Genomic DNA, 16528 nt, shown 5'->3' on the forward strand with positions numbered 1-16528 from the left:
TATCACCATCGGCAAGCCCACTCGCGATCAGATGACCCACTCCCTTGACATCGGCGATACAGCTGCTCATTCTAGTTACAGCTTCTAACGACCACGAGAAGCCCAAACTATCTGGAGGCCATGATGAACACCGCCGAGCTGATCGAGATCGTTCTGCCGGGCAAGGTCGAGCCGGAAGGCCTGGAGCTGCACCGGCGGCCGGTCCCGGTACCGGCCGCCGGGCAGGTCGTGGTCGCGATGGAGGCGACGGGCGTGTCCTTCGCCGAGCAGCAGATGCGCCGCGGCCGGTACTACGACCAGCCCGCGTTCCCCTTCGTCCCCGGATACGACCTGGTCGGCACGGTGCTGGCCGCGGGCGAAGGCGTCGGCTCCGGCCTGCTCGGCCGGCGGGTGGCGGCGCTGACGAAGACCGGCGGCTGGGCCAGCCACATCGCGCTCGACGCCGCCGACGTGGTGGAGGTACCCGACGGCGTCAGCGCGGTGGACGCGGAGACCGCGGTCGTCAACGGCATCACCGCGTGGCAGATGCTCCACCGCAAGGCCCGGGTGCGCGCCGGGCAGACCGTCCTGGTCCACGGTGCCAACGGCGGTGTCGGCTCGGTCCTGGTCCAGCTGGCGCTCGCCGCGGGCGCCCGGGTGATCGGCACCGCCTCTGCCCGTCACCACGACGGGCTGCGCGCCCTCGGGGTGGCTCCCGTCGACTACCGCTCCGGCAACGTTCCCGCACGGGTACGGGCACTCGCGCCCGGCGGGGTGGACGCGGTGTTCGACCACGTCGGCGGCGAGGGCATCGTCGATTCCTGGCGGCTCCTGGCCCCCGGCGGCACGCTCGTCTCGTACGGCAGCGCCGCCACCCGCGACGACGATGGCTCCGGCTCGTCGCCGATCCTCAAACTGCTGGGCCGGGTGTGGCTGTGGAACGCGCTGCCGAACGGCCGCCGTGCGTACTTCTTCAACGTGTGGGCCGGGCGCGCCTACGCCAAGAACCGCTTCCGGGCGCGCCTGCGCTCCGACCTCACCCAGGTGTTCACGGCGCTGCAGCGCGGTGAGATCACCGCCAAGGTCGCGGCTGAGATCCCGCTGGCCCGCGTCGCCGAGGCGATGCGTCTGGCCGAGTCCGGGACGGTCGCCGGGAAGGTCGTCCTCGTCCCCTGACCCGGCCGCCCCCTCGCCCTCACCGCTCCCCCTGGAGAACCGCCATGCTGACCACCCTGCTCGCCAAGACCGCCGCCCTCCCCATCGCGTTCACGATCGGCGTCTGCGGCACCGGCGCCCCTCATCACCCCGTGGAGATCGACCACGATGCACCGGTGATCACGCGCGACGACATCGTCATCCACGCGCCGCTGCACAAGGTCTGGAAGATCCAGACCGACGTGGAGGCCTGGCCGACGTGGCAGCCCGAGGTCATCGAGGCGACCAAGCGCACGCCCGGCCCGCTGCGGGCCGGGTCCGTGTTCCGCTGGTCCGTCCACGGCCTCGCCGGCATCGACTCCACCGTTCGCCAGGTCGTACCGCAGCGCCGCATCGCGTGGGGCGGACCGGCGCAGGGGATCACCGCGGTCCACGTATGGACCTTCACCCAGCGCAAGGACGGGGTGCACGTCCACACCGAGGAGTCCTGGGCCGGCGCGCCCGTCAACGCCGACACGCGCGCTCTCCAGCAGGCGCTGGACGCCTCCCTCGACACCTGGCTCCACCGCCTGAAGGCCGAGGCCGAGGCCGAAAGCGGAGCCTGAAGAACTCCCCGTCGGCCGTTCTGCGCCGCGGCGACCACGCGGGATCGCCGGACCCGCCGTACCGTGGAAGGGCCAGAGGACTCCGCGGTGAGGGGCGATGCGCCATGACCTGGGCTTCGTGGACGACGACAGGGGTTTACGCCGGACGCGGCGGAGTACGCACCGACGAGGCGGGGCTCCTCAGCGGGGACCTGACCCTGCACACCACCTGGTCGGGCCAGGAGGCCCAGGTGGCGGTGCAGTACAGCGGCGGCTCGGACTGGTTCACCGTCACCGGCAGTCCGGTGCCCTGCCCGTCCGAGGAGGCCAGCCGCCTCCTGCACCAGGCGATGGTGGACGCCGTACGCATCGGCGGGGCCACCACGGTCCCCCGGAACCTGCCCGCAGACACCCACCGGGGCGGGGCAGGACCGGCATGACGCCGCCATCCCCCGTCGACCCGGTTCCCCGGGACACCTTCGCCACACGCACCCTCGATGTGACGACGGGTTCCTCGGAGACCGTGCACGACCTGACCGCGGCTTGTGCAGAGTTCCTGCGGGACGCCTCCCGGGGCCGCGACGGACTGCTCAACGTGTTCACTCCGCACGCGACGGCCGGGCTGGCCGTCATCGAGACGGGCGCCGGCAGCGACGACGACCTGCTGGAGGCGCTGCGTACCCTGCTGCCCGCCGACGACCGCTGGAACCACCGGCACGGCTCCCCCGGGCACGGCCGCGATCACGTACTGCCCGCGTTCGTGCCGCCGCACGCCACACTGCCGGTGGTGCGGGGCAGGCTGGCCCTCGGTACCTGGCAGTCCATCGTGCTGGTGGACACCAACCGGGACAACCCCCACCGCACGGTACGGCTGTCCTTCCTGGCCGCGTAGCCGTCCAGGTGCTCCCATGCGGCCGTACTCCAGCGGTTCTCAATCGGTGGAGGGCGGGGCGTCGACCGCGGCGAGCCAGGTCTGCAGTTCGATGTCGCCGTCGCCCACGAGGCCGTACTCCTGGAGGACCAGCAGGCGCCCGCCCACGCGCCAGGTGGTGGACCGGTCCCCGTCGCCGTAGCGCAGGAGCACGGCCTCACCGGCCGGCAAGGGCGGTCCGTAACGGGCCACGAGGCGCACCTCGAGGGTGTCGAAGACCTCCCCGAAGCGCTCGGTCGTCCAATCGTGGAGGAAGGGGTACTCGGTCAGGGACTCCGCCAGGAGGAAGACGCTCGCGATCACGCGGATCGCGCCGTGCCACACCCCGTCCTCGTCCTCCTCGTCCAGCCCCGACAGGTCGTACGGGTCCGCGGAGCCGTCGAAGATCATCGAGCACGGGCGGAACGGCTGCGCCTGACGCTCCAGCAGTTCCCGGGCGACGGCCGCCGGGTCGCCTTCCCAGGCGGGGAGGTGGTCGACGTACTGGCCGGCCTCACGGGTGAGGAACGGCCGGGCCCGCTTGAAGGTGCCCGGTGACGCCGTGCCCGCCGCGGATTCCCAGACGGTCCGGCCGGCAGCGTCGCCCAGGGTGACGGAGCTGCCGTCGCCTGCGGCCCTGACGCGGCACACGTCCCGGCCGTCCGGGCCCGCGTACACCACGGCTCCGCCGTCGGTGACGAACGGCGCGAGCCCGGTGGCGTCGTCGAAGCCGAGGACCCGGCCGTCGTCGTCGGTCAGGGGTTCCCGGTGCGGAGAGCGCGTGAACGTGCCGTCGGTCCGCAGCACGCCCCACCGCTCGGGATGGTCCTCGCGGGCCACGGCCGCGCCGCTGCGGGAGAAGGCCTCCGTCCAGGCGTACCGGTGCTCGATCACCTCCTGCCCGCTTCGATCGACGTAGCCGCGCACGAAGCCGTTGCCGACCTTCAGCAGGCCGCAGCGCAGCTCCTGGTCCATCTCGCCCCGGCGCGTGATGACCAGCTCGCCCCGGCAGTCCACGAAGCCCGTGAACAGGGCGCCGGTCTCGCCGCCGACCACGTACGCCAGGCCGTTCTCGTCGAAGGGGTTCACCAGGCGGAACGACGGCTCCACGATCCACTCCCCCGCGGTGTCCACCAGCCCCCAGCGGTCGCCGATCCGCACCGGGGCGGCCCCGCCCGGGCCGAACGGCCGGGCCCCGTCGAACCGGGCCGGGACGGCGAGTCGCCCTCGGCGGTCCACGTATCCGCACCGGCCGCCCTCGGCCAGCCTCACGCCACCGAGCCCCACGGGTGCGAAGGGCCCGGCGGCCTGGAAGCCGCCGCCGATCACCACCCGGCCCGTGGGGTCGGCGTACCCCGCACCGTCATCGGTACGGACCACGGCCAGCCCGTGGTGGAAGGGCTCCGCGTCGGTGAAACGGGCCGGCACCGCATGCGCGCCGGTGGTGTCCGCGTACCCCCACAGCTCCGCCGACCGGAAGCGGGACAGGCCTGCCCCGTCGAACGGCCCGGCCCACTCGAGGCCGGGTTCGGCGATCCAGCCGCCCCGGGCGTCCAGGTACCCCCAACGCCCCGCGAGGTCGGCCGCGGGGGCGATCAGGCCGCCTCCGCCGTCCTCGTGGAACGGCCCGACGGCGGTGAGGTCCGGCGGACGTACCAGCTGCCCGGAGCCGTCGACGAGCGCCCACCTCGCCCCGAACGGGGCGCGGCCCACGACGGGGACGGCGTACGGCGTGGACGGCACGGGGCTCGGCGGGGTCACGGGCTCTCCCGGGGTCGGTTCGGTGCGGGCAGGCCGCAGGCGGCGCCGGTGGGCGGCCGCGCCTGCGGGATCCGGAGATCATTGTGCGGGAGCGTGCGCCGCGCCCCGCACCTGCCGGGTGAGGTGGGTCAGCGGTGGGTGAAGTCCGGGGCTCGCTTGTCTACGAAGGCGGACATGCCCTCCTTCTGGTCCGCCGTGGCGAACACCGCGTGGAACAGACGGCGTTCGAAGCGGACCCCCTCGGCCAGGGTGGTCTCGAAGGCCCGGTTCACTGCCTCCTTGGCCATCATCGCGACGGGCGCGGACATCGCCGCGACGGTTTCCGCGACGGTGAGGGCCTCGGCGAGGAGCTCCTCGGCCGGGACGATGCGGGAGACCAGCCCGGCGCGTTCCGCCTCGACGGCGTCCATGGTCCGGCCGGTCAGGCAGAGTTCCATGGCCTTCGCCTTGCCGACGGCCCGGGTGAGCCGCTGGGAGCCGCCGATGCCCGGGATCACGCCCAGCTTGATCTCCGGCTGGCCGAAGACGGCGGTGTCGGCGGCGAGCAGGATGTCGCAGAGCATGGCGAGTTCGCAGCCGCCGCCCAGCGCGTAGCCGGAGACGGCCGCGACGGTGGGGGTGCGGACGTTGCCGAGGCGGTCCCAGGCGGTGAACCAGTCGGTGAGGTACATGTCCACGTACGCCTGCGGCTGCATCTCCTTGATGTCCGCACCGGCGGCGAACGCCTTCGCGGAGCCGGTGAGGACGATGCAGCCGATCTCCGGATCCCGGTCCAGCGTCTCGGTGGCGGCCACGACCTCGTTCATGACCTGGAGGTTGAGGGCGTTGAGCGCCTTCGGCCGGTTGAGGGTGAGGAGGGCCGTGCGGCCCTTGCGCTCGACGAGGATCGTCTCGTACGGGGTGTCGGTCATGAGGTCATCCGTTCTGTGCTGCGGCTGCTTCGCGCAGGGCGTGGACGATTGCGGAGAAGTCCTGGTCCGCTCCGGCGCCTTCGGCGAAGGCGGTGTACATGTCGGCGGCGCGCAGGCCGAGTCCGGTGTCGATGCCGCCGGCGCGCAGGGCGTTGGCGGCGAGTCCGAGGTCCTTCGCCATGAGGGGGGCGGCGAACCCGGGGCGGTAGTCGCGGTTGGCGGGGCTGGCCGGGACCGGGCCGGGGACGGGGCAGTTGGCGGTGAGCGCCCAGCACTGGCCGGAGGCGGTGGAAGCGACGTCGTAGAGGGCCTGGTGGGACAGGCCGAGGCTCTCGCCGAGGACGAAGGCCTCGCTCACCGCGATCATCGAGATGCCGAGGATCATGTTGTTGCAGATCTTCGCGGCCTGCCCGGCGCCCGCTCCCCCGCAGTGCACCGTCTTCTTGCCCATGGCCGCCAGCAGCGGTTGCGCCTGGGCGAATTCGGGCTCGCCCCCGCCGGCCATGAAGGTGAGGGTCGCCGCCTCGGCTCCCATGACTCCGCCCGATACGGGGGCGTCCAGGGCCCGGTGGCCGGCCGCGACCACCGCCCCGTGGGCGGCGCGGGCGTCGGCGACGTCGATGGTGGAGCAGTCGATGAACAGGGTGCCGGGCTTCGCGGCCGCCAGCAGCCCCTCGTCCCGGTAGAGCGCGAGTACGTGGCGTCCCGCGGGCAGCATGGTGATCACCACGTCCGCCCCGGCCGCGGCCGCCCGTGCGGAGTCCGCGATCTCCACCCCGGCCGCCGCGGCGGCGGCCAGCGCATCGGGGACGAGGTCGAAGCCGAGTACGCGGTGGCCGGCGGCCGTGAGGCTGGCGGCCATCGGGCCGCCCATGCGGCCGAGGCCGATGAAGGCGATGACGGTTGTCACCAGGGCACCTCCTGAAGGGAGCTGGGGGCGGCGAGGTTCAGTTCGCGGTCGGCGCCGAGCGGGGCGAAGGAGCGGGCCACGTCGCTCTCGCCGATCTCGGCGAGGTGGGCGGGCGACCAGCGGGGGCTGCGGTCCTTGTCGATGACCTGGGCCCGGATGCCCTCGACCAGGTCGGGCGAGCGCAAGGCGTGGCAGGAGACGCGGTACTCCTGCTCCAGGACCCGCTCCAGCGGGCCGAGCCGGCGGGCACTGCGCAGCGCGGCCAGGGTGACCTTGAGCGCCGTCGGGGACTTGGCGGCCAGGGTGGCGGCCGCCTCCTTGGCCGCCGGTACCCCGCTGCCGAGGAGGCGTTCGACGATCTCCTCCACCGTCTCGGCGGCGTAGCAGTGGTCGATCCACTCCCGGTGGGCGGACAGTTCACCGGGCGGCGCCTCGCCGACGTGCGGCGCCAGGGCGTCGTGTACGGGCGCCTGCGCGAGCCCCGCCACCAGCGCGCCCAGCCGCTCGGCCGGTACGAAGTGGTCGGCGAGGCCGCAGAGCAGCGCGTCGGCGGCGCCCACGGGCGCGCCGGTCAGGGCCAGGTGGGTGCCGAGCTCGCCGGGGGCCAGCGCGAGCAGGTAGGTCCCGCCGACGTCGGGGACGAAGCCGATGCCTGTCTCCGGCATGGCGACGCGTGAGCGTTCGGTGACGATCCGCACGGTTCCGTGGGCCGAGATGCCGACGCCGCCGCCCATGACCATGCCGTCCATCAGGGCGACGTACGGCTTGGGGTAGCGGGCGATCAGCGCGTTGAGCCGGTACTCGTCCCGCCAGAAGTCCGCCGAGGCGCTGCCGCCGGAGCGGGCGTCCTCGTAGATGGCGCGGATGTCGCCGCCCGCGCACAGTCCGCGCTCTCCCGCGCCGGAGATCACCACCGTTTCCACCGAGGGGTCCTCCCGCCAGGTGGTGAGGGCCTCCTCGATGCGCAGCACCATGGGGTGGCTGAGTGCGTTGAGGGCCTTGGGGCGGTTGAGGGTCAGCCGGCCGGCCCGTCCCTCGGTACGCACCAGGACCTCCTCGTCCCCGGTCATCGAAGGTGCTCCGTCAGGCCGCGGGCGACGATGACGTTCATGATCTCGTTGGTTCCTTCCAGGATCCGGTGGACCCGTAGGTCCCGGACGATCTTCTCGATGCCGTATTCACTCAAGTAGCCGTATCCGCCGTGGAGTTGCAGTGCCCGGTCGGCGACGGAGAAGCCGGTGTCCGTGGCGAAGCGCTTGGCCATGGCGCAGAGCTGGGGGGCCTGCGGGTCGCCGTGGTCCAGGGCCTGCGCAGCCTGCCGGACCAGTGCGCGGGCGGCGGTGAGCTCGGTGGCCATCTCGGCCAGCCTGAACTGCAGGGCCTGGGCCTCGAGCAGCCGGGCCCCGAAGGCCTCTCGGTCGGCGAGGTGGGTGAGGCTGCGGTCGAGCGCGCTCTGGGCGCCGCCGAGCGAGCAGGCTGCGATGCCGAGGCGGCCGCCGTTGAGGCCGTGCATGGCGATGCGGAAACCGTCGCCCTCGGCGCCGAGCCGCCGGCCGGCGGGGATCCGGACGCCGTCGAGGACGACCTGGCGGGTGGGCTGGGCGTTCCAGCCCATCTTGCGCTCGTTCGCGCCGAAGGAGACGCCAGGGTCGCCGCGTTCGACGACGAAGGCGGAGATCCCGCGGGGGCCGTCCTCGCCCGTGCGGGCGAGGACCACGTACACGTCGGAGGCTCCGGCGCCGGAGATGAACTGCTTCACGCCGGTCAGCACGTACTGGTCCTCGCCGTCCCGCACGGCGCGGGTGCGCAGCGCGGCGGCGTCCGAGCCCGCGCCCGGTTCGGTGAGGCAGTAGCTGCCCAGGGTCTCGGCGGAGCAGAGGCCCGGCAGCCAGCGCTCGCGCTGCTGCCGGTTGCCGTACCGGTCGACCATCCAGGCGACCATGTTGTGGATGGAGAGGTAGCCGGCGATGGAGGGGCAGCCGGTCGCCAGGGTCTCGAAGACGAGGACCCCGTCGGCTCGGGTGAGTCCGCAGCCGCCGTGCTCCTCGCGGACGTAGATCCCGCCGAGGCCGAGTGCGGCGGCCCTGCGGATGACGTCCACGGGGAAGTGTTTGTCCTGGTCCCAGGCCACGGCGTAGGGGGCCAGCTGCTCCTGGGCGAAGTCGAGGGTGACCTCGGCGAGAGCGAGCTGGTCCTCGGTGAGGGTGGTCACGGTGCTCATCCCATCGTCGGGATGGTGAAGCTCGCGCCCTCCTTGACCCCGGAGGGCCAGCGCGAGGTGACGGTCTTGGTACGGGTGTAGAAGCGGATGGCGTCCGGGCCGTGCTGGTTCAGGTCGCCGAAGCCGGACTTCTTCCAGCCGCCGAAGGTGTGGTACGCGACGGGGACCGGGATGGGCACGTTGACACCGACCATGCCGGTGTTGACGCGGCGGGTGAAATCGCGGGCGGTGTCCCCGTCGCGGGTGAAGATGGCGACGCCGTTGCCGTACGGGTGCTCGCTGGGCAGCCGCAGGGCCTCCTCGTAGTCGGCGGCCCGTACGACGCACAGCACCGGGCCGAAGATCTCCTCGCGGTAGATCCGCATCTGCGGGGTGACACGGTCGAAGAGGGAGGCTCCTGCGAAGTAGCCGTTCTCGTGCCCGGGAAGGGTGAATCCGCGCCCGTCCACGACGAGTTCGGCGCCTTCGGTGGCGCCGATGCCGACGTAGCGGTCGACCCGGTCGAGGGCGTCCCGGCTGACCAGGGGACCGAAGTCGGCGTCCGGGTCGTCGGAGGTGCCGATGCGCAGGGCGGCGATGCGCTCCTTCAGCTTCGCCACGAGCGCATCCGCGGTCTCCTCCCCGACGGGGACGGCGACGGAGATCGCCATGCAGCGCTCGCCGGCCGATCCGTATCCGGCGCCGACGAGGGCGTCGGCGGCCTGGTCCAGGTCGGCGTCGGGCATCACGATCATGTGGTTCTTGGCGCCGCCGAAGCACTGGGCGCGCTTGCCGTGCGCGGCGGCGGTGGCGTAGATGTGCGCGGCGACCGGAGTGGAGCCGACGAAGCCCAGGGCCTGGACGCGCGGGTCCTCGAGGAGGGTGTCGACCGCTTCCTTGCCGCCGTTGACGACGTTGAGCACGCCCGGCGGCAGACCTGCCTCCAGGAACAGCTCGGCGAGGCGCAGCGGTACGGAGGGGTCCCGCTCGGAGGGCTTGAGGATGAAGGCGTTTCCGCAGGCCAGGGCCGGGGCGGCCTTCCACAGCGGGATCATCGCGGGGAAGTTGAAGGGGGTGATCCCCGCGACGACGCCGAGCGGGCTGCGCAGCGAGTGCACGTCGATGCCGGTTCCGGCGTTGTCCGTGAACTCGCCCTTGAGCAGGTGCGGGATTCCGGCGGCGAACTCGACCACCTCCAGGCCTCGCTGCAGGTCGCCGTGGGCGTCGGCGACGGTCTTGCCGTGCTCGGAGGACAACAGCCGGGCCAGCGCGTCGCGTTCGCCCTCGACGAGCTGGAGGAAACGCAGCATGACGCGGGCACGGCGCTGCGGGTTCCACTGGCCCCATTCCAGCTGGGCCTCCTCGGCGTTGGCGATCGCCGCCTCGGTGTCGGCACGCCCCGCCAGGGGGACCCGGGCCTGTACCGCGCCGGTGTTGGGGTCGTGGACGTCGGCGAAGAGACCGGAGGTACCGGTCGTGTGCTTTCCGCCGATGAAATGGGTGAGCTCGCGGACCATCGAAGCCTGCTCTCATCAGGTGAGGATCCGAGGAAGGCGCGGCGAGGGCGCGGTACGGCACCGACCGGGGTGCGCACCGCGGGGCCGGCCGCGGGACAGTGAGGGCGCGAAAGCGCCCGTCGAGTCACGAACGCGCGGACAGGGCCGTGCCGTTCGGGTACTCCGCCGGATCACCTGGGCCGTGGTCACGTACCGGTGCCATGCGTGTCTTCTCCATCCTCGTGGACAACACGGAACACCCCACGGCCGGTATCCTGACTCCCGGATCAGCGCGCGCTCTCCGGCCTTCCCGACGGATGGATTTCCGTCAGTGGCCTGAACTACTGAAGAGCACACTCCCCGGTCACAGTGGCGGGACCGCGCCGGATTCACACCGGCTTCCCTGCACCGCGGGTTGCCACGAACATATAGTTGGACGTCCTAGTAAGTCCACCCCACCCACGGCGCGGACGTGTGAACGCACTGATCGCCGCGCCGGGCGAACACACCCGGCGCATGGACTGGGACGCGGTCCGGGCGGCCCGTCCGGAGGTGGTCCTGCTGCTCCCCTGCGGGTTCAGCCCGGAACGCACCCTGCGCGAACGGGAGCCGGTGACCTCGCTGCCCGGCTGGGCCGAACTGCCCGCCGTACGGGCCGGGGAGCCGGTGACGCCGGCGGAGGCCTTCCGGCTGGGCGGTTCCCGCGAACCGGCCCTGCTCCGCGACGGGGCCCTACTCCGCGCGCTCGGCGACCCGGTACGGGACGAAGGTGCTGCTGTTCTCGTCGACGGCCAGCGGGCGCCCGAGCGGCGGGACGGCGCGCTGCGGGCACTCCAGGCGCTCGCAGATCCGGCAGCCCATGCCGATCGGCGTGTCGGCGGAGGTGTCGTCCAGGTCGAGGCCGTCGGAGTAGACGAGCCGCGAGGCGTGCCGGATCTCGCAGCCGAGGCCGATCGCGAAGGTCTTGCCGGGTTCGCCCCAGCCACCCCGGTGCCGGGTGACGGCGCGGGCGGTCCACAGGTAGCGCTGACCGTCCGGCATGGCGGCGACCTGGACGTGGATGCGGCCGGGCGCGGCGAAGGCCTCGTACACGTTCCACAGCGGGCAGGTGCCGCCCGCGCGGGAGAAGTGGAATCCGGTCGCGGACTGCCGCTTCGACATGTTCCCGGCGCGGTCGACGCGCACGAACGAGAAGGGGACCCCGCGCAGCCTGGGGCGTTGGAGGGTGCTCAGGCGGTGGCAGACCGTCTCGTAGCCGAGGCCGAAGTGGTCGGTGAGCCGCTCGATGTCGTAGCGGAATCCCTCGGCGGCCGTGTGGAAGGCGCCGTACGGGAGGATCAGCGCGGCGGCGAAGTAGTTCGCGATGCCGATCCGGGCGAGGCCGTGCGGGGTGGAACCGGCGGGGAAGTCCTCCGAGGCGAGCCGGTCCAGCTCGTCCCCGTACTCGAGCAGGGCCAGCTGTGTGGCCATCCGGAAGGCCTGCTGGCCCGGCCTCAGGCGGGCGGAGAGCCGGAGCACGCGCCCGGATTCCGCGTAGTGGTGCAGCCGCTCGGAGCCGGCCGCCGAGTCACCGGCGACCGCGACCCGTACGCCGTGCCGGTCCGCCAGCCGGGCGGAGAGGGCGCGGACCACCTCGCCGGGCCGGATCCCGATGGTGCGGGCGAGTTCCTCGGCGGCGAGGTCGGTGTCGTGGAGGTAGTTCTGGCGGCGGTAGAAGAACTCGCGGATCTCCTCGTGCGGGGAGAGGGGGCCGCCCATGTCCCCGTCACGGCCGTCCGCGACCCCGGCCAGGCCCTCGGCCAGCCGCTGGCTGCGTCGCCCGAGGTCCAGCAGCACCTGGGCGACCGCCGGCATCCGGGAGGCCAGTTCGGCGAGGTCGGAGGCGGAGACCCGGGCCTCGGCCACCTCCCCGGCCAGCGCCTCGCGCAGGTCCGCGACGAGGCGGCCGGTGTCGCGCTCCGAGAAGAAGCCGGGGTCGACGCCGAAGGCTTCGGTGAGCCGTAGCAGCACCGGCACGGTCAGCGGGCGGGAGTCGTGCTCCATCTGGTTGAGGTAGCTGGGCGAGATCGCGAGCACCCGGGCCAGATCGGCCTGGCTCATCCGGCGCTCCTCGCGCAGCCGCCGCAGCCGCGCTCCCGCGTACGTCTTGCTCACCGCGCCCCCTCGTGTCCCGCGTCAGCGTAGCTCGGGAGTCCGCATCGGCCGGCCTTTGCAGACTTGGCAAACCAGCGCGAAAAGATGCGCAGAACTTAGCAGACATCCCTTCTTGATGGCACTGGGTGTCATTGGGAGAGTCGTCCTGCGGCCCGCCGGACTCGGCGGCCGGCGCGGAACCGCCGGGCGCGATTCATGCCCTGATGTCGGTGATCCCGGCAGGTTCCGGCTGGGGTTCGACAACATTGCTCAGCTCGTTCCATGCACGGACGGCGGGCCGCCACCAGCACGAACGGCACACAGTGCCAAGGCTTTGCACCTTTGACGTACAGGCGCAGCTCAATCGAGATCATGGAGACGGTGACGGTCATGGCAGACACGAACACGACGGCAGCGGCAGCGGACCTCGCCGAGCGCTGGGCGAGCGACCCGCGCTGGGCCGGCATCGAGCGGACCTACTCAGCCGAGGACGTGGTCCGGCTCTCCGGCAGCGTCCGCGAGGAGCACACGCTGGCCCGGCGCGGCGCCGAGCGGCTGTGGCGACAGCTTCACGAGCGGGACTACGTCCACGCGCTCGGCGCCCTCACCGGCGGCCAGGCCGTCCAGCAGGTCCGGGCCGGCCTCCAGGCCATCTACCTCTCCGGGTGGCAGGTCGCCGCCGATGCCAACCAGGCCGGGCACACCTACCCGGACCAGAGCCTCTACCCGGTCAACTCCGTGCCCCAGGTGGTCCGTCGGATCAACAACGCGCTGCTGCGCGCCGACCAGATCTCCACCGCCGAGGGCGGCACGGACGGCATCGACTGGCTCGCGCCGATCGTCGCCGACGCCGAGGCCGGTTTCGGCGGTCCCCTGAACGCCTTCGAGCTCACCAAGGCCATGATCGCGGCAGGTGCGGCCGGCATCCACTACGAGGACCAGCTCGCCTCCGAGAAGAAGTGCGGCCACCTCGGCGGCAAGGTGCTCGTCCCCACCGCGCAGCACATCCGCACCCTGAACGCGGCCCGCCTGGCCACCGACATCGCCGACACCCCGACCCTGATCATCGCCCGTACGGACGCCCTCGCCGCGACTCTGCTGACCAGCGACGTCGACGAGCGCGACGCCGAGTTCTGCACCGGGGAGCGCACCGCCGAGGGCTTCTACCACGTCCTGGGCGGCATGGCCCCGGTCATCGCCCGCGGCCTCGCCTACGCCCCGTACGCGGACCTGATCTGGGTGGAGACCGGAACCCCGGACCTGGAGCAGGCCCGTGAGTTCGCCGAGGCGATCCACGCTCAGTACCCGGACCAGATGCTGGCCTACAACTGCTCCCCCTCCTTCAACTGGAAGGCGGCGCTGGACGACGACCAGATCGCCAAGTTCCAGCGGGAGCTGGGCGCGATGGGCTACCGCTTCCAGTTCATCACCCTCGCCGGCTTCCACTCCCTCAACCACGGCATGTTCGACCTCGCCCGCGGCTACGCCGAGCACGGCATGACCGCGTACGTGGACCTCCAGGAGCGCGAATTCGCCGCCCAGGAGCACGGGTTCACCGCGGTCAAGCACCAGCGCGAGGTCGGCACCGGCTACTTCGACCTGGTCTCCACCGCCGTCAACCCCGCCTCCTCCACCACCGCGCTCGCCGGCTCCACCGAGGAGGAGCAGTTCCACTAGGAACCCCGCAGGTCCTGGGACCCCGGCAGGTCCTGGGACCCCGTTGGGCCGGCGAGCAGCACCGCTTCGCCGGCCCGTCCCGTCGGCCCGTGTTCCGGAGGGCCGGACGCAGCGTCCCGTCCGGCCCTCCCCTCCCCGGAGGAGACCCACCATGTCCACCCACGCACTGACCCACACCGTCCAGGTCCACGGAACGCCGGGCGAGCGCCACGAGGAGATCCTCACCCCCGCGGCCCTGGACTTCATCGGCCGCCTCGACGCCGCCTTCGCCCCGCGACGGCTCGAGCTCTTCAAGGAGCGGCAGCGCCGCCACACCAACCTGGCCGCGGGCTCGCCACTGGACTTCTCCCGCGCCACCTCGGCCGTCCGCGCCGACCCCGGCTGGCGGGTGGCCCCGCCCGCGCCCGGCCTGACCGACCGCCGCGTCGAGATCACCGGCCCGCCGGACCGCAGGATGACCGTCAACGCCCTCAACTCCGGGGCGCGGGTCTGGATGGCGGACTTCGAGGACGCCACCGCGCCCACCTGGGACAACGTCATCGGCGGTCAGCTCAACCTGCTCGACGCCATCGAGCGGCGCATCGACTTCACCACCCCCGGGGGCAAGGAGTACCGCCTCGGCACGGAACTCGCGACCATCGTGGTCCGCCCCCGCGGCTGGCACCTCACCGAGGAGCACCTCACGGTCGACGGCCGACCCGTCCCCGCCTCGCTGGTCGACTTCGGCCTGTACTTCTTCCACTGCGCCCGGCGGCAGATCGATGCCGGGTACGGACCGTACTTCTACCTCCCCAAGCTGGAGAACCGGTACGAGGCCCGCCTCTGGAACGATGTCTTCCTGCTCGCCCAGGAACTCCTCGGCATCCCCCGCGGCACCGTCCGGGCCACCGTCCTCATCGAGACGGTCACGGCCGCGTTCGAGATGGAGGAGATCCTCTACGAGCTGCGCGAGCACAGCTCCGGTCTCAACGCAGGCCGCTGGGACTACCTGTTCAGCCTCATCAAGAACTTCGGGCACCGCACCGACTTCCTGCTGCCCGACCGGGCCAAGGTCACCATGACCGCCCCGTTCATGCGGGCGTACGCCGAACTGCTCGTCCGTACGTGCCACAAGCGCGGCGCCCACGCCATCGGCGGCATGGCCGCCCACGTCCCGAGCAAGGACGCGGCCGCGAACGAAGCGGCCCTGGCCAAGGTGCGGCTCGACAAGGAGCGCGAGGCCGAGGACGGCTTCGACGGCTCCTGGGTCGCCCACCCGGGTCTGGTCCCCGTCTGCCGGGAGGTCTTCGACGGCGTCCTGGGCGAGCGTCCGCACCAGATCGACCGCACCCGTGAGGACGTGAGCGTCCGCGCCTCGGACCTGCTGTCGGTCCGCCGCATCAGCGGACCGCCCACGACGGAGGGGGTGCGCGCCAATGTGGCCGTGGCCCTGCGGTACTTCGACGCCTGGCTGCGCGGCAGCGGCGCCGTGGCCCTCTACGGGCTGATGGAGGACGCGGCCACCGCCGAGATCGCCCGCGTCCAGCTCTGGCAGTGGCTGCGCCACCGCCGGATCACCCGGGACGAGGTGCTGCGCCTGATCGACACCGAATGCGCGGCTCTCGCCGCGGAGCAGCCCGACGCCCTGGCCGCGGAAGCGCGCGGCATCCTGGAACGCACCGCCCTCGGCCGCGAGCTGCCCGCCTTCTTCACCCCCGACGCCTACACCCGCCACCTCGTCCGCCGCACGGAGGCCCGCTCATGAGCACGCTCAGCTCCGGGCTCCGTCGCATCGGCATCGTCGGCGGCGGCCAGATGGGCGCCGGCATCGCCGAAGTCTGCGCCCGCGCCGGCCTCGACACAGTCGTCTGCGAAGCCGACGCCACGGCGGCCCGCGCCGCCCGTGAGCGGGTCGCCGTATCGCTGGAACGCGCCGTGCAGCGCGGCAAGCTCGACCGGATCTCCGCCGAGGACGCACTGGCCCGCCTGCTGTTCACCGGGGACCTCGAGGATCTCGCGGACCGGCAACTGGTCATCGAAGCCGCCGTCGAGAACGCCGACGTGAAGACGGAGATCTTCAGCGCTCTCGACAAGATCGTGGAGGACCCGGAGGCGATCCTCGCCTCCAACACCTCCGCCATCCCGATCACGACCCTGGGCATGGCCACTCGCCGCGCCGACCGTGTACTGGGCCTGCATTTCTTCAACCCCGTCCCGGTCCTGCCCCTGGTGGAGATCGTCTCCTCCCTCCACACGACGGCGGACACCGCCGAGGCGATGGAGTCCTTCGTACGCGAGAAGCTCGGCAAGAGCGCGATCCGTTCCCGGGACCGGTCCGGGTTCGTGGTCAACGCGCTCCTGGTCCCCTACCTGTTGTCGGCCATCCGGATGGCCGAGTCCGGCTTCGCCACCGCCGCCGACATCGACGCCGGCATGGTGCTCGGCTGCGCCCATCCCATGGGACCGCTGAAGCTCGCCGACCTCATCGGCCTCGACACCGTTGCCGCGATCGCGGAATCCCTCTACGACGAGTTCAAGGAACCCCTCTACGCCCCGCCGCCGCTCCTCCAGCGGATGGTCCAGGCAGGGCTCCTCGGCCGCAAGACGGGCCGCGGGTTCCACACGTACGACCGGGGCTGAGGGGCCCCGGTTCGCGGCCCGGGTCGAGGGTGCCCCGGCTGCTGCGGGAGGGCGGGGCGTGACGAGTGGTGTCGTCGCGCCCCGCCGCCCCGGGTCTTGGCGCCGCCGGGCGAAAGGGACGCGAACACGGTCCCGTTGAAGTTGCTGGTCAGAGGCCCTGATTGGACTTTCCGCTGATGGAATTCAGCGCCCA

The 16528-nt window shown here is 72.3% G+C and carries 14 protein-coding genes and 1 riboswitch; of the genes, 7 read left to right on the top strand and 7 right to left on the bottom strand.

Going from position 1 to position 16528, the window contains the following annotated elements; genetic code table 11:
* Window positions 1-123: 123 nt before the first annotated feature.
* The 4 genes from ACZ5WG_RS14260 (at window position 124) to ACZ5WG_RS14275 (ending at window position 2610) form a co-directional block, all read left to right on the top strand.
* Window positions 124-1155 carry a medium chain dehydrogenase/reductase family protein gene (locus ACZ5WG_RS14260; protein WP_468723890.1) on the top strand — a complete coding sequence of 344 codons (1032 nt, stop codon included), beginning with the start codon at window positions 124-126 and terminating at the stop codon, window positions 1153-1155.
* A 44-nt stretch (window positions 1156-1199) separates the two neighbouring features.
* Complete coding sequence (locus ACZ5WG_RS14265) at window positions 1200-1739, top strand: SRPBCC family protein (RefSeq protein WP_468723117.1); 540 nt, start codon at window positions 1200-1202, stop codon at window positions 1737-1739.
* A 104-nt stretch (window positions 1740-1843) separates the two neighbouring features.
* Window positions 1844-2158, top strand: a complete 315-nt coding sequence (locus ACZ5WG_RS14270; protein WP_468723118.1) for a hypothetical protein — start codon at window positions 1844-1846, stop codon at window positions 2156-2158.
* Window positions 2155-2610 carry a secondary thiamine-phosphate synthase enzyme YjbQ gene (locus tag ACZ5WG_RS14275; RefSeq protein WP_468723120.1) on the top strand — a complete coding sequence of 152 codons (456 nt, stop codon included), beginning with the start codon at window positions 2155-2157 and terminating at the stop codon, window positions 2608-2610. The genes ACZ5WG_RS14270 and ACZ5WG_RS14275 overlap by 4 nt, the downstream gene beginning before the upstream one ends.
* A 39-nt stretch (window positions 2611-2649) precedes the next feature.
* On the opposite strand, the gene ACZ5WG_RS14280 is transcribed toward ACZ5WG_RS14275, so the two are convergent.
* From ACZ5WG_RS14280 to ACZ5WG_RS14310, 7 genes are all read right to left on the bottom strand, one after another.
* Window positions 2650-4389: a WG repeat-containing protein gene (locus ACZ5WG_RS14280; protein ID WP_468723122.1), complete on the bottom strand. Its 1740-nt coding sequence runs from the start codon at window positions 4387-4389 to the stop codon at window positions 2650-2652.
* 128 nt (window positions 4390-4517) lie between these two features.
* On the bottom strand, window positions 4518-5300 hold the full coding sequence (locus ACZ5WG_RS14285; protein ID WP_468723123.1) for an enoyl-CoA hydratase: 783 nt from the start codon (window positions 5298-5300) through the stop codon (window positions 4518-4520).
* A gap of 4 nt (window positions 5301-5304) precedes the next feature.
* Window positions 5305-6210 carry a 3-hydroxyisobutyrate dehydrogenase gene (gene mmsB, locus ACZ5WG_RS14290; protein ID WP_468723125.1) on the bottom strand — a complete coding sequence of 302 codons (906 nt, stop codon included), beginning with the start codon at window positions 6208-6210 and terminating at the stop codon, window positions 5305-5307.
* Window positions 6207-7280 (bottom strand): enoyl-CoA hydratase/isomerase family protein, encoded by a 1074-nt coding sequence (locus tag ACZ5WG_RS14295; protein ID WP_468723126.1) that lies wholly within the window; start codon window positions 7278-7280, stop codon window positions 6207-6209. Before ACZ5WG_RS14295 ends, mmsB begins: the two co-directional genes overlap by 4 nt.
* On the bottom strand, window positions 7277-8431 hold the full coding sequence (locus ACZ5WG_RS14300; protein ID WP_468723127.1) for an acyl-CoA dehydrogenase family protein: 1155 nt from the start codon (window positions 8429-8431) through the stop codon (window positions 7277-7279). The genes ACZ5WG_RS14295 and ACZ5WG_RS14300 overlap by 4 nt, the downstream gene beginning before the upstream one ends.
* Entirely contained in the window at window positions 8428-9927 is a 1500-nt protein-coding gene (locus ACZ5WG_RS14305) for a CoA-acylating methylmalonate-semialdehyde dehydrogenase (RefSeq protein ID WP_468723129.1), read from the bottom strand. Before ACZ5WG_RS14305 ends, ACZ5WG_RS14300 begins: the two co-directional genes overlap by 4 nt.
* A gap of 227 nt (window positions 9928-10154) precedes the next feature.
* Window positions 10155-10334, bottom strand: a riboswitch (cobalamin riboswitch).
* A 304-nt stretch (window positions 10335-10638) separates the two neighbouring features.
* Window positions 10639-12060: a short-chain fatty acyl-CoA regulator family protein gene (locus ACZ5WG_RS14310; protein WP_468723130.1), complete on the bottom strand. Its 1422-nt coding sequence runs from the start codon at window positions 12058-12060 to the stop codon at window positions 10639-10641.
* Between the two features lie 369 nt (window positions 12061-12429).
* Here ACZ5WG_RS14310 and aceA point away from each other — a divergent pair, with 369 nt between their 5' ends.
* From aceA to ACZ5WG_RS14325, 3 genes are all read left to right on the top strand, one after another.
* Complete coding sequence (aceA, locus tag ACZ5WG_RS14315) at window positions 12430-13716, top strand: isocitrate lyase (protein WP_468723132.1); 1287 nt, start codon at window positions 12430-12432, stop codon at window positions 13714-13716.
* Between the two features lie 151 nt (window positions 13717-13867).
* Entirely contained in the window at window positions 13868-15460 is a 1593-nt protein-coding gene (gene aceB, locus ACZ5WG_RS14320) for a malate synthase A (protein WP_468723133.1), read from the top strand.
* Window positions 15457-16335 carry a 3-hydroxybutyryl-CoA dehydrogenase gene (locus tag ACZ5WG_RS14325; RefSeq protein WP_468723134.1) on the top strand — a complete coding sequence of 293 codons (879 nt, stop codon included), beginning with the start codon at window positions 15457-15459 and terminating at the stop codon, window positions 16333-16335. Before aceB ends, ACZ5WG_RS14325 begins: the two co-directional genes overlap by 4 nt.
* Window positions 16336-16528: the final 193 nt, after the last annotated feature.

The sequence above is a fragment of the Streptomyces sp. NPDC032745 genome (assembly GCF_055579465.1).